The 19,221-nt window shown below is 67.6% G+C and carries 19 protein-coding genes and 1 pseudogene; 16 read left to right on the forward strand and 4 right to left on the reverse strand.

The window, feature by feature from the left end; translation table 11 throughout:
• Window positions 1-30: 30 nt before the first annotated feature.
• Entirely contained in the window at window positions 31-1,635 is a 1,605-nt protein-coding gene (locus G6N54_RS14655; protein WP_163790755.1) for an amidohydrolase, read from the reverse strand.
• Between the two features lie 77 nt (window positions 1,636-1,712).
• On the opposite strand from G6N54_RS14655, the gene fadD8 reads away from it, so the two are divergent.
• Window positions 1,713-3,314 carry a fatty-acid--CoA ligase FadD8 gene (gene fadD8, locus G6N54_RS14660; RefSeq protein ID WP_163790756.1) on the forward strand — a complete coding sequence of 534 codons (1,602 nt, stop codon included), beginning with the start codon at window positions 1,713-1,715 and terminating at the stop codon, window positions 3,312-3,314.
• A gap of 30 nt (window positions 3,315-3,344) precedes the next feature.
• Here fadD8 and G6N54_RS14665 read toward each other — a convergent pair whose 3' ends face one another.
• Both G6N54_RS14665 and G6N54_RS14670 read right to left on the reverse strand, forming a co-directional pair.
• The gene (locus G6N54_RS14665; protein ID WP_163790757.1) at window positions 3,345-4,238 is read right to left on the reverse strand and encodes a TIGR03619 family F420-dependent LLM class oxidoreductase; all 894 of its coding nucleotides are present in this window, start codon (window positions 4,236-4,238) and stop codon (window positions 3,345-3,347) included.
• Between the two features lie 74 nt (window positions 4,239-4,312).
• Window positions 4,313-4,936: an NADPH-dependent F420 reductase gene (locus G6N54_RS14670; RefSeq protein ID WP_163790758.1), complete on the reverse strand. Its 624-nt coding sequence runs from the start codon at window positions 4,934-4,936 to the stop codon at window positions 4,313-4,315.
• A 96-nt stretch (window positions 4,937-5,032) separates the two neighbouring features.
• Here G6N54_RS14670 and G6N54_RS14675 point away from each other — a divergent pair, with 96 nt between their 5' ends.
• The gene (locus G6N54_RS14675) at window positions 5,033-5,521 is read left to right on the forward strand and encodes a MarR family winged helix-turn-helix transcriptional regulator (RefSeq protein ID WP_163790759.1); all 489 of its coding nucleotides are present in this window, start codon (window positions 5,033-5,035) and stop codon (window positions 5,519-5,521) included.
• Here G6N54_RS14675 and G6N54_RS14680 read toward each other — a convergent pair whose 3' ends face one another.
• Window positions 5,522-6,070, reverse strand: coding sequence for a TetR/AcrR family transcriptional regulator (locus G6N54_RS14680; RefSeq protein WP_163790760.1), 549 nt, complete (start codon window positions 6,068-6,070; stop codon window positions 5,522-5,524).
• Between the two features lie 77 nt (window positions 6,071-6,147).
• On the opposite strand from G6N54_RS14680, the gene G6N54_RS14685 reads away from it, so the two are divergent.
• From G6N54_RS14685 to G6N54_RS14750, 14 genes and pseudogenes are all read left to right on the forward strand, one after another.
• On the forward strand, window positions 6,148-7,071 hold the full coding sequence (locus tag G6N54_RS14685) for an aldo/keto reductase (RefSeq protein ID WP_163790761.1): 924 nt from the start codon (window positions 6,148-6,150) through the stop codon (window positions 7,069-7,071).
• A 10-nt stretch (window positions 7,072-7,081) separates the two neighbouring features.
• Window positions 7,082-7,537 carry a nitroreductase/quinone reductase family protein gene (locus tag G6N54_RS14690; protein WP_163790762.1) on the forward strand — a complete coding sequence of 152 codons (456 nt, stop codon included), beginning with the start codon at window positions 7,082-7,084 and terminating at the stop codon, window positions 7,535-7,537.
• Between the two features lie 13 nt (window positions 7,538-7,550).
• On the forward strand, window positions 7,551-8,453 hold the full coding sequence (locus G6N54_RS14695; RefSeq protein WP_163790763.1) for a 1,4-dihydroxy-2-naphthoyl-CoA synthase: 903 nt from the start codon (window positions 7,551-7,553) through the stop codon (window positions 8,451-8,453).
• Window positions 8,454-8,566: 113 nt separating this feature from the next.
• Window positions 8,567-9,460 carry an SDR family oxidoreductase gene (locus G6N54_RS14700; RefSeq protein ID WP_163790764.1) on the forward strand — a complete coding sequence of 298 codons (894 nt, stop codon included), beginning with the start codon at window positions 8,567-8,569 and terminating at the stop codon, window positions 9,458-9,460.
• Window positions 9,461-9,515: 55 nt separating this feature from the next.
• Window positions 9,516-9,923 carry a VOC family protein gene (locus G6N54_RS14705; RefSeq protein ID WP_163790765.1) on the forward strand — a complete coding sequence of 136 codons (408 nt, stop codon included), beginning with the start codon at window positions 9,516-9,518 and terminating at the stop codon, window positions 9,921-9,923.
• Between the two features lie 97 nt (window positions 9,924-10,020).
• Window positions 10,021-11,215 (forward strand): annotated as a pseudogene (locus tag G6N54_RS14710) (anion permease).
• Between the two features lie 17 nt (window positions 11,216-11,232).
• Entirely contained in the window at window positions 11,233-11,532 is a 300-nt protein-coding gene (locus G6N54_RS14715) for a hypothetical protein (protein ID WP_163790767.1), read from the forward strand.
• 51 nt (window positions 11,533-11,583) lie between these two features.
• Entirely contained in the window at window positions 11,584-11,907 is a 324-nt protein-coding gene (locus tag G6N54_RS14720) for a DUF3349 domain-containing protein (RefSeq protein WP_163790768.1), read from the forward strand.
• A 44-nt stretch (window positions 11,908-11,951) separates the two neighbouring features.
• Window positions 11,952-13,046, forward strand: a complete 1,095-nt coding sequence (gene menE, locus G6N54_RS14725) for an o-succinylbenzoate--CoA ligase (protein WP_372513210.1) — start codon at window positions 11,952-11,954, stop codon at window positions 13,044-13,046.
• 11 nt (window positions 13,047-13,057) lie between these two features.
• On the forward strand, window positions 13,058-14,416 hold the full coding sequence (locus tag G6N54_RS14730) for a hypothetical protein (protein ID WP_163790769.1): 1,359 nt from the start codon (window positions 13,058-13,060) through the stop codon (window positions 14,414-14,416).
• A gap of 6 nt (window positions 14,417-14,422) precedes the next feature.
• Window positions 14,423-15,664 (forward strand): APC family permease, encoded by a 1,242-nt coding sequence (locus tag G6N54_RS14735; RefSeq protein WP_163790770.1) that lies wholly within the window; start codon window positions 14,423-14,425, stop codon window positions 15,662-15,664.
• A 509-nt stretch (window positions 15,665-16,173) separates the two neighbouring features.
• The gene (locus tag G6N54_RS14740) at window positions 16,174-17,418 is read left to right on the forward strand and encodes a PPE family protein (protein ID WP_163790771.1); all 1,245 of its coding nucleotides are present in this window, start codon (window positions 16,174-16,176) and stop codon (window positions 17,416-17,418) included.
• A 9-nt stretch (window positions 17,419-17,427) separates the two neighbouring features.
• On the forward strand, window positions 17,428-18,783 hold the full coding sequence (locus tag G6N54_RS14745; protein WP_163790772.1) for a PPE family protein: 1,356 nt from the start codon (window positions 17,428-17,430) through the stop codon (window positions 18,781-18,783).
• A 68-nt stretch (window positions 18,784-18,851) separates the two neighbouring features.
• Window positions 18,852-19,199, forward strand: coding sequence for a DUF732 domain-containing protein (locus tag G6N54_RS14750; protein ID WP_163790773.1), 348 nt, complete (start codon window positions 18,852-18,854; stop codon window positions 19,197-19,199).
• The last annotated feature ends 22 nt before the right edge of the window (window positions 19,200-19,221 follow it).

Below are 19,221 nucleotides of genomic sequence, written 5' to 3' on the forward strand. Positions count from 1 at the left end.
GGCGCTCGAGCAGATCGTCTAAAGCGGGCCTCACTGCGCGTAGACCTGGCGGCCCGCCAGATACGTCGCGCGCACGTCGAGATCGGCGATCTGCTCGGGCGGCACCGTGCGGGGATCGCCCGACAGCACCACCAGGTCCGCATACTTGCCAACCTCGAGCGAGCCGACGACGTCGTCGGCGAACAGCTGCCAGGCGGCGTCGATGGTCTGGGCGCGGATCGCCTGGTCGACCGTCAGGCGCTCCTCGGGGGCCAGCACCCGGCCGCTGGGCGCCGTGCGAGTCACAGCCACGCTGATGTTGCGCAGCGGCTCCTCCGGCGTGACCGGTGGGTCGTTGTGCAGCGAGATGCGCATCCCGGTCGCGACGGCGGATCCGGCCGGCATCCACCGGGATCCGCGCTCCTCGCCGAACAGACCGTCGACGATGACGTCGCCCCAGTAGTGGATCTGGTCGACGAAGATGCTGCAGGTCACGCCGAGGTCGGCGGCGCGCTGCAGCTGCTCGGGCCGGATGGCGCCGACGTGCTCGAGCCGCAGCCGGTGGTCGTCGCGCGGATTGTTGCGCAGCGCCTCTTCGTAGACGTCGAGGATGGTGTCGACGCCGGCGTCGCCCTGCACGTGACAGGCCATCTGCCAGCCCAGCGGGAAGTACGCGCCGACGATCTCGCGCAGTTGCTCGGCGGTGTAGTTGGCGCAGCCGCACGAACCCTTGGGGATGCCGATGGAGCGGGTGGCCTCGGTGTCCAGGTAGGGAAAGGACAGCGCGATATTGCCGATCCACGGCGAACCGTCGACCCAGATCTTGATGCCGACCTGACGCATGATGTCGTCGCCCTGGCCGGGTGAGGCGGCGGTGGCCATCTGCGGGTTGGACACCTCGTAGGTACGCAGGCGGACCGTGAGCCGATCGTGCAGTTGGGCGACCAGCGGCCCGAAGTTCGGATCGAACGCCATCTCCGAGCAGGTGGTCAGCCCGGCCCGGTTGAGCCGTTCACACTCGGCGAGCAGCATCGCCGGGTAGCTGTCGGCCGAGATGGCGCCGCCGAGCAGCGGGAACACCGCGGCGATCTCCTCGGCGGTGCCATCCAGCTCGCCGTTGGCATCGCGTCCGTACTTGGCGCCCTTGGGGTCCGGGGTTTCGCGGGTCAGCCCGTTGAGTCGCGCGGCGTGCGAGTTGAAGTACGCCTTGTGCCCGGAGTTGTGGATGATCACCAGCGGACCGTCCGGCGCGATGTCGTCGAGCCAGGCCAGCGTCGGGTCGGGCAGGCCCGACTGCAGCAGCGCATCCCAGCCATTCAGGTAGGAGCCGGTCGATCCGCGCCGCGCGACCTCTTGGCGGATCGCCGCGACGACGTCGTCGGGGCCGGGGATGGTGACCGGCCGGATGTCGACGATGCGGTCCGACAGCGCGACGGCCTCCATCAGCGGATGACCGTGAGCCTCGATGAATCCCGGCAGCACACAGCCGTCGCCGACGTCGACGGTTTGGGTGTCCGGGCCGATCAGGTCGGCCACATCGGAGCGGCCGCCGACGGCGATGATGCGGCCATCGGCAACGGCGAGCGCCTCGGCCGTGGGCCTCTCGTCATCGACGGTCAGGATGGTTCCGGTAACGACGAGATCTGCCTGCGCCATGCTCACGAAGCCTAGTGATCCGGGTGACCGTCGAGGGGGTAGCTGACGCGAATTGCAACACGTTCTAGTCTTGCCACATGAGTGACGATCTGTTGCGCCATCCGACCCATAACGGCCATCTGTTGGTGGGCGCGCTCAAGCGCCACAAGGACCGGCCGGTGCTGTTCCTCGGCGACACCACGCTGACCGGGGGCCAACTGGCCGAGCGGATCAGCCAGTACACCCAGGCGTTCGAGGCGCTGGGCGCTGGCACCGGTGTCACGGTGGGGCTGCTGGCGCTGAACCGCCCCGAGGTGCTGATGATCCTGGGCGCCAGTCAAACCCAGGGCTACCGGCGCACCGCGCTGCACCCGCTCGGGTCGCTCGACGACCACGCCTACGTGCTATCCGACTGCGGTGCCAGCTCGCTGATCGTCGACCCCAACCCGGCGTTCGTCGAGCGCGCGCTGGGACTGCTGGAAAAGGTCGACTCGCTCAAGCAGATCCTGACGATAGGCCCGGTCCCCCAGGCCCTCGACGGGGTGGCCGTGGACCTCTCGGCCGAGGCGGCCAAGTACGAGCCGAAGCCGCTGACGGTGGCCGAGCTGCCGCCCGACCACATCGGCGGCATGGCCTATACCGGCGGCACCACCGGCAAGCCCAAGGGCGTGCTGGGGACCACCGGCAACATCGCCGCCATGACCCAGATTCAGCTCGCCGAATGGGAATGGCCGGAGACCCCGCGATTCCTGATGTGCACCCCGCTGTCGCACGCCGGCGCGGCCTTCTTCACGCCCACGGTGGTCAAGGGCGGCGAGATGGTCGTGCTGAGCAAGTTCGATCCGGCCGAGGTGCTGAAAACCATTGAAGAGCAGAAGATCACGGCGACCATGCTGGTGCCCTCAATGCTCTACGCGCTGATGGACCACCCGGATTCGCAGACCCGCGACCTGTCCTCGCTGGAGACCGTCTACTACGGTGCGTCAGCGATGAACCCGGTGCGGTTGGCCGAAGCGATCCGGCGGTTCGGACCGATCTTCGCGCAGTATTACGGCCAGTCCGAGGCACCGATGGCGATCACCTACCTCGCCAAGGGCGATCACGACGAGAAGCGGCTGACGTCGTGCGGACGCCCGACGCTGTTCGCCCGGGTGGCGCTGCTGGGCGAGGACGGCAAGCCGGTGCCGCAGGGCGAGCCCGGCGAGATCTGCGTCAGCGGACCGCTGCTGGCGGGCGGCTACTGGAATCTTCCGGAGGCGACGGCCGAGACGTTCAGGGACGGCTGGCTGCACACCGGCGACATGGCCCGCGAGGACGAGGACGGCTTCTACTTCATCGTCGACCGGGTCAAGGACATGATCGTCACCGGCGGTTTCAACGTCTTCCCCCGTGAGGTCGAGGACGTCATCGCCGAGCACGCCGCCGTCGCGCAGGTGTGCGTGGTCGGAGCGCCGGACGACAAGTGGGGCGAGGCCGTCACCGCGGTGGTGGTGCTGCGCGCCGACGCCGCGACCGACGACGCCGCGATAGAGAAGATGACCGCCGAGATTCGGGCCGCGGTCAAGGAGCGCAAGGGCTCGGTGCAATCACCCAAGCGCATCGAGATCGTCGACGCGCTGCCCTTGACCGGGCTCGGCAAGCCGGACAAGAAGGCCGTCCGGGCGCGATTCTGGGAAGGCGCCGGGCGCTCCGTCGGCTGAGTCTTCGCGCCGAGCGCCCGGCCGCGCGCCCTACCGGTGATCGGCCCGACGGGCGATCACCTGACCGGCGAAGTCGAGCATCTGGTCGAGGCTGGGGAACATCGCGAAGGCATCCACGAGCGCCTCATCAGCACCGGACCCGGCGAGGCGCTCGAGCCGGCCGACAACTGACTCAACGGACGTGCCCGGTTCAAGATTGATCCGCATGGCCGTCTTCAGCGCGTCCGGATCGCGGCCGGCGTCCTGCGCCGCGCGGCGCGCAATCGACCACAGGTGGTCGGTCACCTCGTCCTGCAACCCCTCGACACCGAGCCAGCCGGTGCCGCTGCGGCCGACCCGGCGCATCGCGGCCTCGCTGACACCGCCGATCCAGACGGGCGGACCGCCAGCCTGAACCGGGCGCAGGTCGGCGTGGACCGGCGGCAGCGAGAAGAACTCGCTCTTCCAGGACACCCGGGTGGTCGTCCACCACTCGTGCAGAAACGCCAGCAGGTCATCGAGCATCCGCCCGCGCCGGTGCCAGTCCGCGCTACGGGCGATGTCGTGCTCGTCCTTCATCCACCCGATTCCCACGCCGACGTCGAGGCGGCCCTCGCTGAGCACGTCGAGCGTGGTCAGCAGCCGGGCCAGGTGCACCGGCTCGTAGTAGAACGTGCTGAGCGTGCTGGCGTTCAGCCGCACCCTGCTGGTCGCCGTCGCGGCCACGGTCCACAGCAACACCGGATCGAGGTAGCGGGTCATCTGCGGCGGGTACGGCTGCTCTTTCCCCGGGTAGGTGCTGCGCATCTCGACCGGCGTGACCAGGCGATCGCCAACCCACAGCGTGTCGTAGCCGAGGTCCTCGAGTGCACGGCAGAACTCGCTCAGACCAGCGGCGCTGGTGATGGCGGGCCCGACTATCGGGAGTGCGAAACCAAGCTTCACGGCGAGAGCCTTCTCTTTCTCGATGATCGATCAACCATCATTTGGGGGTGCACGGCACCAGACGGCGCCGCGGCTCAGCCGGGAACGCTGGCGCTGAGAGCAAAGTCGAAGTTCCCCACCCCGTGGCGGGCGAGGCCCATCACGACCAGGCCGGTTCTTTCGAGCCAGTGCGCCATGTTCAATCCGCCGACGTCGAGCGGGCGCAGCTCGAGGCTCTCGACGAACTGCGCCACGGCCGCCTTGGCGCGCGCGTCGTCGCCGGCGATGAAGACGTCGAGCGTCCGGCCCTGGGCCAGGACGGCGCCGAAGATGGTGTTGAAGGCCTTCACCACGCTGGCGCTGGCCGGGGCCACCTTGGCGACTTCCCTAGCGATCGAGGTGTCATCGGGGATCGCTAGCCCGTCGGCCGCGGAATTGAAGGGGTTGCTGATGTCGACGATGACCTTGCCCGCGAGGGCGTCTCCATACTGGTCGACGACCGGAACGACGTTGGCGTACAACACGGAAATGATGACGATGTCCCCGGCCGGAACGGCGCCGAACTCGCCCGTCGTGACGCCGCCGCCAAGAGCGTTGGCCAAGTCAGCGGCCTTGGCCTGATCGCGACCGATGACCTCGACGGTGTTGCCGCCCGCTACCGCTAGCGCTCCGATAGCGCGGGCCATGTTCCCGGTGCCGATGATGCTGATGCTGCTCATGAGGTGTCCTAACTCGACTGACTATCGAAAAGGTTGACTACTCAACCTTATGCACAGTTTGTTGATGAGTCAACCAAATGGGTAGCATGGCGACTGATGGAACCGAACTGGCTGAACTCCCGCGAAGACCACGCCTGGCGGGCCTTCATGCACGCGCATCATCAGCTCGAGGTGCACTTGAACCGGGGCCTGCAGGGATCGGGGCTGTCCGGGGCCGACTACGAGATCCTCGCGGTGCTCTCGGGCCACGACGGAGACCGCATGCCCGCCCGCGACCTGTGCAACACGCTGGGCTGGGAGAAGAGTCGCGTCTCCCACCAGGTGCGACGGATGCAGGAGGACGGGCTGATCTGCCGCGAGCCCAACCCCGACGATGCCCGTAGCACGATGGTCTGCCTGCTGCCGGCCGGCCGCGCCGCGATCGAGAAGGCGGCGCCCGGGCACGTGGCGGATGTCCGCCGGAACTTCATCGATCTGTTCACCCCGGCTGAGCTCGACACACTCGCCTCCCTCAATGAGCGAGTCCTGCGCCACCTGGCCGACGACGGCGACTCCCCCGCCGGAGACGAGCCCGCCGTCGGTTAACTAGCCAGCGGCGATTCCGGCGAGCAGCAAGTCGAGCATGCGGCCGGTCTGTTCGGGCGAGCTGCTGGCCAGGAAGATGCCGATCAGGCTGGACACCACATCTTCGGCCTGCACGTCGGAGCGCAGGCTGCCGTCCCGGACGCCTGCTTGCAGGAGCGTGTCGGTGGTGGCAACGATGCGCGCGTGCATCTGATTGACCTGCACGGCGCCCGACTCGATCATCGCCCGCAGCGAGTCGGCCATCCCCTTCTTGGCGGCGACGAAGGCCGCGTAGCGATCCATCCAGCGCCGCAGCGCGACTTTCGGCGGATGCCCCTCCAGGAGTCGATCGGCCGCCGCGACCACCTCGGCGAGCTCGGCTCGGTACACGGCCTCGATCAGCAGCTCCCGGCTCGGGAAGTGCCGATACAACGTGCCGATACCGACGCCGGCCTCGCGGGCGATCGCTTCGAGCGAGACCGGCCGACCGGCGGCACCGAACGCGGCGGCCGCCACCTCGAGGAGCTTGTCGCGATTCCGGCGCGCGTCGGACCGGGTCGGTTCAGCCAAGCGGAGGCACCTCCGTTTCTGTTACGCTCAAGAAAGCGGAGGCTCCTCCGCATTCCTTCCAGTGTGACGGGAGCACCATGACTGATCAAGCTCACCCCGGCGGCGCCGGCCTTATCGGCACCAACACGGTCGCCCGTGTCAGTTACGGCGCCATGCAGCTGTTCGAGGACACATCGGCCACCGATGCGGCCGCGCTGCTGCGCCGAGCCGTCGAACTCGGCGTCAACCACATCGACACCGCGTCGTTCTACGGCCCCGGCGAGGTCAACCGCCGCATCCGCGCGGCGCTGGCCCCCTACCCGGACGACCTCGTCATCGTCAGCAAGGTCGGCGCGCGGTGGACGGGCGAACAACCGATACCCCTGGCCGCCGCGCAGCAGCCCGCCGAGTTGCGCGCCGCGGTCGAGGACGACCTCCACCAACTCGGCCTCGAGCGCATTCCGGTGGTGAATCTGCGGCGGATGGACCTCGGGCCCGGCCTGGCCCCCGCGGGCGACCAAATCGTCGACCTCGACGACCAGCTCGCCGAGATGATCGCGCTGCGCGACGAGGGCAAGATCGGCGCGATCGGCGTGAGCGCCGTACCGCTCGAAGTGTTGCGCCGGGCGCTGCCTGCCGGGATCGTCTGCGTGCAGAACGCCTACAGCCTGCTGGATCGTTCACAAGAAGAGATGCTCGAGCTCTGCATCGCCGAAGGTATCGCCTGGGTGCCCTTCTTCCCGCTCGGGTCGTCGCTTCCGGCTTTCCCGAAGGTGGCCGACGACCCCGTCGTGCTCGACATCGCCGGCGAACTCGGCGCGACACCCGCACAGGTGGGACTGGCGTGGGTGTTGGCGCACGCGCCGAATACGTTGCTGATTCCCGGTACCCGGTCGATCGCACACCTCGAGGAGAACATCGGCGCCGCGGAAGTCGCGCTGAGTGCCGACGCGCTGGCCCGGCTGGACGCTGTCGGTATACGGCAGGGACACGCCCACGGAGTAGAACCCTTCCTGAAGTAACGTCGCTGGTATGGCCAGTGGCAAACCGATCAAGCCGCCGTGGTGGCTGAAACCGGCGAACAAACTCTTCATCCAGATGTCGCGGCTGGGAATGAGTTTCGGCGGCGAGAGCCCCGTGGTGCTGACGGTGGCGGGACGCAAGTCGGGACGCGAGCGCGCGACACCGGTGACGCCGATGACCGTCGGCGGCAAACAGTACGTCGTCGCTGGATTTCCCGGCGCCGACTGGGTGGCCAATGCGCGGGCCGCCGGTCAGGCGATCGTGGCCCGCGGCCGCCACGCCCAGCGGGTACGGATGGTGGAGTTGTCCGCGGCGGACGCGCGACCGATTCTGCGGGTGTTCCCCGAAGAGGTTCCCACGGGTGTGGGATTCATGAAGCGGGCCGGACTCGTCACCGAGGGCAGTCCCGACGAGTTCGAGCGTCTGGCGGGCCGCTGCGCGGTATTCCGCTTGGACCCGGTCTAGGAGTTGAATAGCCTTGAGTAACAACCCATTTGATGCGCAGGCGTGGCGGCCCGTCGACGGTTTCGGTGACCTGACCGACATCACCTATCACCGCCACGTCGACGACGCCACGGTGCGCGTCGCGTTCGACCGCCCGGAAGTGCGCAACGCGTTTCGGCCGCACACCGTCGACGAGCTGTACCGGGTGCTCGACCACGCCCGGATGTCTCCCGACGTCGGCGTGGTGCTGCTGACCGGCAACGGTCCGTCCCCGAAGGACGGCGGCTGGGCGTTTTGCTCGGGTGGCGATCAGCGCATCCGCGGCCGCAGCGGCTATCAGTACGCCTCCGGTGAGACCGCCGACACCGTCGACGCCGCCCGCGCCGGCCGGCTGCACATCCTCGAGGTGCAGCGGCTGATCCGCTTCATGCCCAAGGTGGTGATCTGTCTGGTCAACGGCTGGGCCGCCGGCGGCGGACACAGCCTGCACGTGGTTTGCGACCTCACCCTGGCCAGCCGCGAGCACGCCCGCTTCAAGCAGACCGACGCCGACGTCGGCAGCTTCGACGGTGGCTACGGCAGCGCGTATCTGGCCCGTCAGGTCGGCCAGAAGTTCGCCCGGGAGATCTTCTTCCTGGGCCGCCCGTACACCGCCGAGCAGATGCACCACATGGGTGCGGTCAACCAGGTTGTCGACCACGCCGACTTGGAGAAGGTCGCCATCGAGTGGGCTGCCGAGATCAACGCCAAATCCCCACAGGCGCAACGGATGCTCAAGTTCGCGTTCAACCTGCTGGACGACGGCCTGGTAGGCCAGCAGCTGTTCGCCGGCGAGGCCACCCGGCTGGCCTACATGACCGACGAGGCGGTCGAGGGCCGCGACGCGTTCCTGCAGAAGCGCGACCCCGACTGGAGCCCCTTCCCGCGCTATTTCTAAGCGCCTGAGCATCGAGTCTTGCGGCCCGCGGCCATCGAGGCTGTAAATCCGCAGTGGAAGTTCGAGTAGCGGGCTGCAGGATTACAGGCTCGGCGAAACTAGACTTCGGGCGTGTGAGCAAGAGTCCGATTCGCCGGTTTGCCGACCAGATTGTGCTGGCCAGCATGCGGCCACCGATGTCACCGCAGGTGCTGGTCAACCGGCCCCCGATCAAACCGATCGACCTGGACGGCAAGCGGATCCTGCTGACCGGGGCGTCGTCGGGCATCGGCGAAGCCGGCGCCGAACGCCTGGCCGAGCACGGCGCCACCGTGGTGGTCGTGGCCCGCCGTCAGGACCGCCTCGACGCGCTGGCGAAGCGCATCACGTCCGCGGGCGGCACCGCACTGTCGATTCCCTGCGACGTCTCGGACATGGACGCCGTGGACGCATTGGTGGCCGACGTCGAAGAACGCCTCGGCGGAGTCGACATCCTGATCAACAACGCCGGCCGGTCCATCCGCCGGCCGCTGGGCGAATCGCTGGCGCGTTGGCACGACGTCGAGCGGACCATGGTGCTCAACTACTACGCGCCGCTGCGGCTCATCCGCGGGTTCGCACCGGGCATGCTGGATCGCGGCGACGGCCACATCATCAACGTCTCGACGTGGGGGGTGCTATCGGAGGCCTCTCCGTTGTTCGCGCCCTACAACGCATCCAAGGCGGCGCTGTCGGCGGTGAGCCGCGTCGCCGAAACCGAGTGGGGCCGACGGGGTGTGCACTCGACGACGCTGTACTACCCGCTGGTTGCCACCCCGATGATCGCGCCGACGAAGGCCTACGACGGGTTGCCGGCGCTGACGCCAGAAGAAGCCGCCGAGTGGATGGTCACCGCCGCCCGCACCCGGCCGGTGCGGATCGCCCCGCGGATGGCGATCGCGGCCCGCGCACTCGACACCATCGGACCGCGCTTGGTGAACACCCTGATGCAGCGGCAAAACCTACAGCCCAACCGGGCCGACAGCTGAACGGTCCGACATCGCGTTGCGCCTCGCCAGGGTAGCGACGTGATAAACACGAGCTATGGAGATCCTGTTCAGCCGGATGCTGCTGCGGCCGGCTGATTATCAGCGCTCGCTGACGTTCTACCGCGACGAGATCGGGCTGGCCATCTACCGCGATTATGGCGCGGGCACAGTGTTTTTCGCGGGCCAGTCTTTGCTGGAGCTCGCCGGCTGGAGCGACACCGGCCAGTCACACGGACCCTTCCCCGGCGCGCTGTGGCTGCAGGTTCGCGACATCGAGGCAACCCAGGCCGAATTGACCGGCCGGGGGGTCCCGATTGCTCGCGAGGCGCGACGCGAACCATGGGGTTTAAAAGAGATGCACGTCACAGATCCCGATGGCATTACCCTGATCTTCGTCGAGGTCCCGGGTGACCACCCGTTACGCCGCGACACCCGAGATGAACAGCAGGGAACGGCTGGTTAACTGACAGGTAACATTCGGCGACGAGTCAAGATATACCTGCGATTACCTTCCGTGAGCATTCGACAATTTAATTCCCCAACCATCAGAATCAGGCGCTGTGGACATACAGCTGTTCCTCTTGATCATTGTCGTCGTCACGGCATTGGCGTTCGATTTCACCAACGGCTTCCATGACACCGCAAACGCGATGGCGACCTCGATCGCCAGTGGCGCGCTCAAGCCCAAGACCGCGGTCGCGCTCTCCGCGGTACTCAATCTGATAGGCGCGTTCCTGTCGACCACAGTCGCTGCCACGATCGCCAAGGGCCTCATCGATTCCAGCATCGTGTCGTTGGAACTGGTGTTCGCCGGCCTGGTCGGCGGCGTCGTCTGGAACCTGCTGACCTGGCTGCTCGGTATCCCCTCGAGTTCGTCGCACGCGCTGATCGGTGGCATCATCGGCGCCACGATCGCCGCGGTGGGCGCGCACGGGGTGATCTGGTCGGGCGTGATGTCCAAGGCGATCATCCCGGCCGTCGTTTCGGTGTTCGTGGCCCTGTTCGTCGGCGCGTGCGCGACCTGGGCGGTCTTCCGGATCACCCGGGGCCTACAGAAGGAGCGGACCGAAGCCGGGTTCCGGCGCGGCCAGATCGGCTCCGCGTCGCTGGTCTCGCTGGCGCATGGCACCAACGACGCACAAAAGACGATGGGCATCATCTTCTTAGCGCTGATGTCCTACGGCTCGGTCAGCAAGAGTGCCGCGGTCCCGCCGATGTGGGTCATCGTGGCGTGCGCCCTGGCGATGGCCACGGGCACCTACCTGGGCGGCTGGCGGATCATCCGGACCCTAGGCAAGGGACTCGTCGAAATCTCCTCGCCGCAGGGCATGGCCGCCGAATCATCCTCGGCCGCAGTCATTCTGCTGTCCGCTCACTTCGGCTACGCACTGTCCACCACCCAGGTCTGCACCGGCTCGGTGATGGGCAGCGGGATCGGCAAGCCCGGCGGCGAGGTCCGTTGGGGCGTGGCCGGCCGCATGGCCGTCGCGTGGCTGGTGACGCTTCCGCTGGCCGGGCTGGTCGGCGCGATCACCTACTGGATCGTCCACTACATCGGTGGATACCCCGGCGCCGTCGTCGGCTTCGGTCTGCTGGTAGGCGTCTCTGCCGCGATCTACATGCGGTCGCGCAAGAACAAGGTCGACCAGAACAACGTCAACGACGACTGGAAGGGCGACCTGACCGCCGGACTCGATGAGAACAAGCCGTCCAGCGGGGCCAAGGTGGGCGCCGTTGCCAGTTCCGACGACGTGAGTGTGGGGTAGCGTCCGATGAGTCAACTGAACCAGTGGTTCAACTACGAGGCCACCCTGAAGATCCTGATCTTCAGCATGCTGGCCGGCGCTTTCCTGCCGGGCCTGTTCGCCGTCGGGATCCGGCTGCAGGCCCTCGGTTCCGGCGGCGTCGGCGCCGACGGTTCCACGACGCAGCCGAACCCGGTGTTGTCCGGGCTGGCCTGGGTGATCTACGCGCTCGTCGTGGCCGTGATCGTCATCGGTGTGTTGTTCATCGCGCGCGATTTCATCGCACACCACACCGGGTATCCCTTCCTCGGAGCAAAGCTTAAGTAACATCGAATCGTCGTCCACCGAACTACCGAGCCCCCGGGCGGAGTTGATCGAATGAACCGATTCCTAAGCTCGGTCGTCTCGTGGTTGCGCGCGGGCTATCCGGAGGGCGTTCCCCCGACGGATACCTTCGCCCTGCTAGCGCTGCTGACCAACAGGTTGACCAATGACGAGGTCAAGCTCGTCGCCAATGCGCTGATGGAACGCGGAGACTTCGACAACATCGACATCGGCGTGATGATCAGCAAGCTCACCGACGAGCTGCCTTCCGAAACTGACGTCGAGCGAGTGCGGGCCCGGCTGGGGGCCCAGGGCTGGCCGCTGGACGACCCGCACGACGATGAGCACAACGAACTCGATGGCGGAGCGCACGCATAGCCGTTCTGCGTGCGCTGCGCGTCTCACCCGGCTCCGCTTCAGCAGTGCTGCTGCCCGCGTTGGAGCGGGTACTAAGTGGTGGCGACTCGGCTTTCGTTGCGGTGCAACAGGATTGCGGTGCCGAGCTGGAGGCGCTGCGGGTAGGCGAAGCGATCGACGCCGACGTGGCATTGGTCGCGACGACGTCGGGAACCACCGGTAAACCCAAAGGCGCCTTGCTCACTGCCGCGGCCCTGGCCGCCAGCGCGGCCGCCACCCATGACCGTCTCGGCGGGCCGGGCAGCTGGCTGCTGGCACTGCCGCCGTACCACATCGCCGGACTCCAGGTGCTGGTGCGCAGCGTCCTTGCCGGTTCCGAACCGGTCGAGCTGGACGTGTCCTCCGGGTTCGATATCACCGAATTGCCTTCTGCTGTGGCTAGATTGGGCGCCGGTCGGCGCTACACCTCACTGGTGGCCACCCAACTGGCCAAGGCCCTGGCCGATCCTGCGGCAGCGGCCGCACTCGCCGAATTGGACGCCGTGCTGCTCGGCGGCGGGCCGGCGCCACGACCGGTGCTCGACGCCGCGGCAGCCGCGGGGATTGCGGTGATCCGCACCTACGGCATGAGCGAGACCGCGGGGGGCTGCGTGTACGACGGGGTCGCACTGGCCGGTGTGCGGTTGCGGGTGGACGAAGGTCGCGTCGTAATCGGCGGCGCCACGCTGGCCAAGGGCTATCGCAACCCGGTAGATCCCGATCCGTTTGCGGAGCCGGGATGGTTCCGCACCGACGATCTGGGCTCGATCGACTCGGGTGTGCTGACCGTGCTGGGCCGCGCCGACGACGCGATCAATACAGGCGGGCTGACGGTGCTTCCGCAGCCGGTCGAGGCCGCGCTGTGCACCCACCCCTGCGTCGGCGACTGCGTGGTGTTCGGCCTCCCCGACGACCGGTTGGGGCAGCGGGTGGTCGCGGCGATCGTGGTGCGCGACGGCATCGGCCCGCCCACGCTGGACACACTGCGCGCCCATGTGGCCCGCACCCTGGACGCCACCGCCGCGCCGCGGGAGATACACGTCGTCAAGGCGCTGCCTCGCCGCGGCATCGGCAAGGTGGACCGGGCGGCGCTGGTGCGCCGGTTCGGCGCCGGTCAATAGGCTGGTCGATCGTGAGGATAGCCCGCCGGGAGATGACGGCCGTCGCGGTCGGTTCCGGCCTGGTCGCCGCCGCGGTCGTGCTGCCGTCGCTGGATTGGGGAGTCAGACCGCGGCTCGACATCGGACGGGAACGCTTCGCCACCCACCAGCAAGCCGCGCCGCTGTTCGGCACCTGGGAGGTCCACGCCGGCTGGGGAACCGGGCCGGCGATTCTGCTGGCTATTGCCGCCGTGGCGTGGGGACCTACAGTGGCACAACGCCTTTCATGGCGCTGGTTGACGCTGGGCGGCTGGGCGGTGGCCTGCGGGTGGGCCTTCGCGCTGGCGATGATCGACGGCTGGCAGCGCGGCTTCGCGGGCCGGTTGACCACCCGGGACGAATACCTTTTTCAGGTGCCGAGCATCACCGATATCCCGGCGACGCTGCGCACATTTTCCAGCCGGATCCTCGACTACCAGCCCAACTCCTGGGTCACGCATATCTCCGGGCATCCGCCCGGAGCCCTGCTGACGTTCGTCTGGCTGGACCGGCTCGGCCTGCACGGCGGCGCATGGGCGGGCCTGTTGTGCCTGCTGGCCGGCTCCAGCGCGGTGGCGGCCGTGCTGATCGCCATTCGCGCGCTCGCCGACGAGCAAACCGCGCGGCTGGCCGCCCCGTTCGTCGCGATAGCACCGGCGGCGATCTGGGTGGCGGTCTCGGCCGACGGCTATTTCGCCGGCGTCGCGGCATGGGGCATCGCGCTGTTGGCGGTGGCCGTACACCGGCGGGTTCGATTCCCCGCGCTGGTCGCGGTCGCCGCAGGGCTACTGCTCGGGTGGGGTGTCTTCCTAAGTTACGGCCTGCTGTTGATCGGCCTTCCCGCGGCGGCGGTGTTGGTTTCGGCTACCGACTACCGGGCCGCGCTGCGGGCATTGGGACCCGCCGCCTTGACAGCCGTGGCGGTGGCGGTGACCTTTGCTGTCACCGGCTTCTACTGGTTCGACGGCTATACGCTTGTGCAGCAACGCTATTGGCAACCGAACGCGATCGCCAACTACCGGCCATTCCAGTATTGGTGGTGGGCTAATCTGACATGCGTGGTGTGTGCGATCGGCCTGGGCGGTGTCGCGGGGATCACCCGGGTGTTCGACATCGCCGCGATCCGCCGTCGCTCGGGGTTCCATTTGCTGATGCTGGCCGTGCTGGCCGCGATCGTCTGCGCCGACCTGAGCATGCTGAGTAAGGCCGAGGTGGAACGGATTTGGCTGCCGTTCACGATCTGGCTCACGGCCGCGCCCGCGCTGCTGCCGGTGCGATCGCACCGGGTCTGGCTGGCCGTCAACGCTGCCGGCGCGCTACTGATCAACACGGTCATGGTCACGAACTGGTAGGCGGTCATGGAAGATCAACCCGGGCTGGTCCGTCGGCTAAACACGACCGACGCGGTCGTCATCGGACTGGGTTCGATGATCGGCGCCGGGGTGTTCGCCGCGTTCGGCCCGGCCGCGCGGGCCGCCGGCGCCGGCTTGCTGATCGGGCTGGCGCTGGCCGCGGTGATCGCCTACTGCAATGCCACCTCGTCGGCGCAACTGGCCGCGGTGTATCCGACATCGGGTGGAACCTATATCTACGGCCGCGAACGTCTCGGCCCGTGGTGGGGCTTCGTCGCCGGATGGGGATTCGTGATCGGCAAGACGGCGTCGTGCGCGGCAATGGCGCTCACCGTCGCCGCCTACGCGGTTCCCGGCGCGGATGTGTGGGTGCAGCGAATCGTCGGGATCGCGGCCGTGGTCCTGCTGACCACGCTGAATTATCGCGGCGTCACCAAGACCGCGCTGCTGGCCCGGATTCTGTTGGCGTGCACGCTGATTGCGCTGGCCGCCGTGGTGATCGGTATCGCGGTGAGCAGGCCGGACCCCTCGCAGCTGAGCGGATCCTGGTTCGCCGGCTCGGTTTACGGGGTGCTGCAATCGGCAGGGCTGCTGTTTTTTGCATTCGCCGGGTATGCGCGCATCGCGACGATGGGCGAGGAGGTCCGCGATCCCGCCCACAGCATCCCCCGGGCGATCAGCATTGCCCTGGCGGTGGCGGTGGTGATCTATCTGGTTGTCGGGGTGGCCGCGCTGCTGGCCGCGGGGCCCGACCGGCTGGCGAATGCCGCTGCGCCACTAGCCGAAGCGGTGCGGGCGGCGGGCGCCCCCACGCTGGTGCCGGTGGTCTCGATCGGGGCCGCGCTGGCCAGCCTGGGCGCCCTGCTGGCGCTGATCGCCGGGCTTGGGCGCACCGCGCTGGCGATGGCGCGGCATCGGGATCTGCCGAGCTGGCTATCGGCGGTGCATCCGAAGCACCGGGTGCCCCATCACGCCGAGATCGCGATCGGCGTGATGGTCTGCGTGCTGGTGGGCACCGTCGATCTGCGTGGGGTGATCGGCTTTTCCTCGTTCGGGGTGCTGATCTACTACGCGATCGCCAATGCCGCGGCGTACACCTTGCGCCGGCGCCGGGTTGGGAACGCCTGCGGCCTGGCCGGGTGCCTGCTGCTGGTCGCCACCTTGCCGTGGGAATCGGCGGTCGCGGGGCTGGCCGTGTTCGCCGTCGGCATCCTTGGCCGCGCAGCGGTGCTGCACCGTCGGGCCTGAGAAGCGGCGTTCGGCGGCCGGAGTTGTTCCGCTGGCGTTTGCCAGGAAGAGGTTCCACGGCTCGCGTGCTTGGTCTGCCGCCACGGCGGCAAGGTCATTGGGCGATGCCCCACACAGGCCGATGTCTTTGCTGGCGAGGATCCGAATTATCGGTGCGGAGATTTAAATTAGCGACATCGTCGACCCGTATACGTCGCCTGTGTGTTTTCTATGTGTTCACCCTGTCGAGCTCCGGCGTTAACGCGAGGTAGACCGCGTCATCGGCGCTTTGCTTGGCGAGCCGGCGAACCACCACGCGTCCGCGGGCACCTTGGGACCGGCCAACTTTGACGACCACCGCGTCCGCCAGGGCTGGCTAGCGTACTGGCCACGAGACCAGCTTCACGACTGACAGCAATCGCAATCGCCAAATTGCGGTGGGTCAAGGTCGCTCAATGTTGTTGGCGTTCAACGGTGTCGGCGAAGACAAGCGGAACGGTCGTGGTCGGATAGCCGGCGGAGGGAAGGCAATGGATTTCGGAGCGTTACATCCGGAGATCAACTCCGGCAGGATCTACCTTGGGCGGGGGTCGGCACCGCTGCTGGCCGCAGGGACTGCCTGGGACGGCTTGGCCAGCGAATTGCGTTCAACTGCAGCGGCTTACGGGTCCACCATCGCGGAGCTGCTCAGCGGTTGGCTTGGGCCGTCGTCCACGTCGATGTTGGCCGCGGCAACGCCCTACATTGCATGGCTGGAAAGGACGGCCGCGCAAGCCGAGCAGACGGCGTGGCAAGCCAAGGCGGCGGCCGCCGCGTTCGAGGCCGTCTTCGCGGCCACCGTCCCTCCTCAGGTGGTCGCGGCCAATCGGACGTTGTTGCTGTCGCTGATCGCGACAAATGTGTTGGGTCAGAACACCCCGGCGATCGCGACCACGGAGGCGCGGTACGCCGAGATGTGGGCCCAAGACGCCGGCGCGATGTACGGCTACGCCGCTTCCTCGGAAGTTGCGACCCGGCTGACTCCGTTCAGCGCACCCCCGGCAACCACGAACGACAGCGGCACGGCCGACCAGTCGGCCGCGGTCGCCGTCGCGGCCGAGTCTTCGGCAGCTTCCAATGCGGACACGGCGTTGTCACTGGCGGTCGCTCAGGCCCCGGCCGCGGTGCAAACCCTCGCCACGAACGCGGCCGCGGTCGAGCTCCCCTTGGGTCTCAAGGACATCACCGGGATTCTGAAGGCGTTCAACGGCTTCATGACCAACTTCGTGGCCGGGCCGTACAACCCCCTCGGTATCGCGGGCCTGTTCAGGAACTGGTACCAGGTCTCGATCAGCATCCCGGCCGTGGGCACCGGCATCCAAGGCATCGGCCCGCTGCTGCACCCCAAGGCCCTCTCTGGAGTTTTGGCGCCGTTGCTGCACAGCGACCTGCTGACCGGCGCCGGCGCGTTGCACCCGGCGGGTGCGGTTGCGGCCGCGGCGGGGCGGGCCGGCACGGTTGGCGCGTTGTCGGTGCCGGCGAACTGGGCCTCGGCCGTTCCGGCGATCAGAACGGTCGCCGCGGAGCTGCCCGAGACCATGCTCGAAGCGGATCCGGCGATGGCCGCCAACGAGGGCATGTTCGCCCCGACGGCCCTATCAAGTCTGGCCGGACGCGCGCTCGGCGGGACCGCCACCCACGCCGTTGCGCCAGCGGTACGTGTTCCCGGCGCTGTGGCACTCGACGACATCGCGACGACCTCCACGGTCATCGTGATCCCGCCGAACGCGAAATAAGGAGAGGCAATGGTTTTCGCGGATTTCGCAGTGCAGCCACCGGAGCTGATCTCCGGCCTGCTCTATTCGGGCCCGGGTTCGGGATCATTTTTGGCTGCCGCCGCGGCATGGGAGGCACTGGCCGCCGAGTTGCATTCCACCGCCGCCTCGTACAGCTCAGTGATTTCCGAACTGGTCGGCGAGTCCTGGGCGGGTCCATCGTCAGCGGCCATGGCGGCGGCAGCGGCACCGTACGTAACGTGGATGTCGACCACGGCGGGTCAGGCAGAGGAGGCCGCCTCCCAGGCGCTGGCCGCGGCCGCCGCCTATGACGCCGCGTTGGCGGCGGCCGTGCCCCCGCCACTCATCCTCGAGAATCGTGCCGAGCTGCAAGAACTGTTGGCGACCAATATCTTTGGCCAAAACGGCGGGGCCATCGCGGCCAACGAGGCCGAATACGGCCAGATGTGGTCTCAAGACGTCGAAGCGATGTTCACCTACGCCAGTTCCTCGGAGGCCGCGGGTGAGCTGACGGCGTTCAGCGAAGCGCCGCAAACCACCTCCGCCGCAGCCGCACCTCAAGCAGCCGCGGCGGCCGCGGCACCTCAATCTCTGTCGTCATGGCTGGCCCAGCTGAAGAACTACATCAACTCGCTCACCGGCCAATACGCAACATTTTGGCAGCAATTGATCACGGGTGTCACGGGGAGTTCGGACGTCGCACCCCTGTGGGAGGCGCTGTACTCCGCCATTTCGTCAATCGGCAGCCAGGGCACCTGGACCAACGTCGTCAACGCGACGATCGGCCTTGGCGTTTCGCAGTGGAAGAACTTCTTCATCTATGCACCCTGGAGTGCCGCGATGGCCAAGTCGTCGCTGGGCGCCGGCCTGACATCACCAGGACATCTCGCGGCCGTCGGCTCGGTGCGGCCCGTGTCTGCGGTTATGGGCAACGCGCCCACGGTGGGGTCGATGTCGGTGCCGCCAAGCTGGGCTACCGCCACCCCGGCGATCAGGCTGACCCCCACCACGCTGCCAGCCAGCCTGGCGGCGGCTCCCGCGACGGAGTTGGGCGGCCTGGTCAACGAGGCGCCCCTGGGCGGTCTGGCGGGTGGCGCGCTGGGCAGCCCGGTCTCTCGCGTCGTCAGCTCGACCGGGATCCAGGCCCGCGCGATCACCGGTGAGCGCCGGGTGGGCCCGGTCAAACTCGACCGTGTCATCGCACAACTGCAAGAACAGCCCGACCAGGTCCAGCACTGGAGTGTCGACGAGGCCGGGCTCGACGATTTGGTCGCCAGGCTGACGACCACGCCCGGCGTGCACGCGGTACACGTGACAGACGACCTGCAGACGCCGGCCATTCCCAGCGAATCCAAACTGGGGTAATGCGGATTTACTTACGTGACAACAGAATACCGCGGCGGAAGAACACCAGCGCCACCGATGGAGGAACCATGAAACTGCTGCTAGCCGTTCTCGGCATCTCGATGAGCGTCGTCATCGCGGCGCCCGCGCACGCCGAAACCGGCCTCGATGAGCAGGCCGTCGATGACAACAACGACGTCTTCCTGGCGGACCTGTCCAAGGTGGGGATCGGCTTCCAGGACCCGGGCCAGGCGATCTACGCCGGCAAATCGGTGTGCGGGTTGATCTCTCGCGGCGTGTCCGGCCTGCAACTGCTCAACGACCTCAAGAGCAACAATCCCGGGCTGACCACCAACGGCGCCGCCCAATTCGCGACACTTTCCGCGAAGTCGTACTGCCCGAAACAACTCGAAGAAGTGCCCAGCGGCAAGGGCTGAGTCGCTAAAACCAAATGTTAGA

It is taken from the genome of Mycobacterium stomatepiae (genome assembly GCF_010731715.1).
GTDB classification, from domain to species: domain Bacteria; phylum Actinomycetota; class Actinomycetes; order Mycobacteriales; family Mycobacteriaceae; genus Mycobacterium; species Mycobacterium stomatepiae.

Coding starts and splice junctions, on each gene's coding strand:
- fadD8 (WP_163790756.1), top strand. CDS start 1,713: ATGAGTGACGATCTGTTGCGCCATCCGACCCATAACGGCCATCTGTTG.
- G6N54_RS14715 (WP_163790767.1), top strand. CDS start 11,233: ATGAGTCAACTGAACCAGTGGTTCAACTACGAGGCCACCCTGAAGATC.
- G6N54_RS14720 (WP_163790768.1), top strand. CDS start 11,584: ATGAACCGATTCCTAAGCTCGGTCGTCTCGTGGTTGCGCGCGGGCTAT.
- G6N54_RS14705 (WP_163790765.1), top strand. CDS start 9,516: ATGGAGATCCTGTTCAGCCGGATGCTGCTGCGGCCGGCTGATTATCAG.
- G6N54_RS14690 (WP_163790762.1), top strand. CDS start 7,082: ATGGCCAGTGGCAAACCGATCAAGCCGCCGTGGTGGCTGAAACCGGCG.
- G6N54_RS14670 (WP_163790758.1), bottom strand. CDS start 4,936: ATGAGCAGCATCAGCATCATCGGCACCGGGAACATGGCCCGCGCTATC.
- G6N54_RS14675 (WP_163790759.1), top strand. CDS start 5,033: ATGGAACCGAACTGGCTGAACTCCCGCGAAGACCACGCCTGGCGGGCC.
- G6N54_RS14745 (WP_163790772.1), top strand. CDS start 17,428: ATGGTTTTCGCGGATTTCGCAGTGCAGCCACCGGAGCTGATCTCCGGC.
- G6N54_RS14685 (WP_163790761.1), top strand. CDS start 6,148: ATGACTGATCAAGCTCACCCCGGCGGCGCCGGCCTTATCGGCACCAAC.
- G6N54_RS14655 (WP_163790755.1), bottom strand. CDS start 1,635: ATGGCGCAGGCAGATCTCGTCGTTACCGGAACCATCCTGACCGTCGAT.
- G6N54_RS14750 (WP_163790773.1), top strand. CDS start 18,852: ATGAAACTGCTGCTAGCCGTTCTCGGCATCTCGATGAGCGTCGTCATC.
- G6N54_RS14735 (WP_163790770.1), top strand. CDS start 14,423: ATGGAAGATCAACCCGGGCTGGTCCGTCGGCTAAACACGACCGACGCG.
- G6N54_RS14740 (WP_163790771.1), top strand. CDS start 16,174: ATGGATTTCGGAGCGTTACATCCGGAGATCAACTCCGGCAGGATCTAC.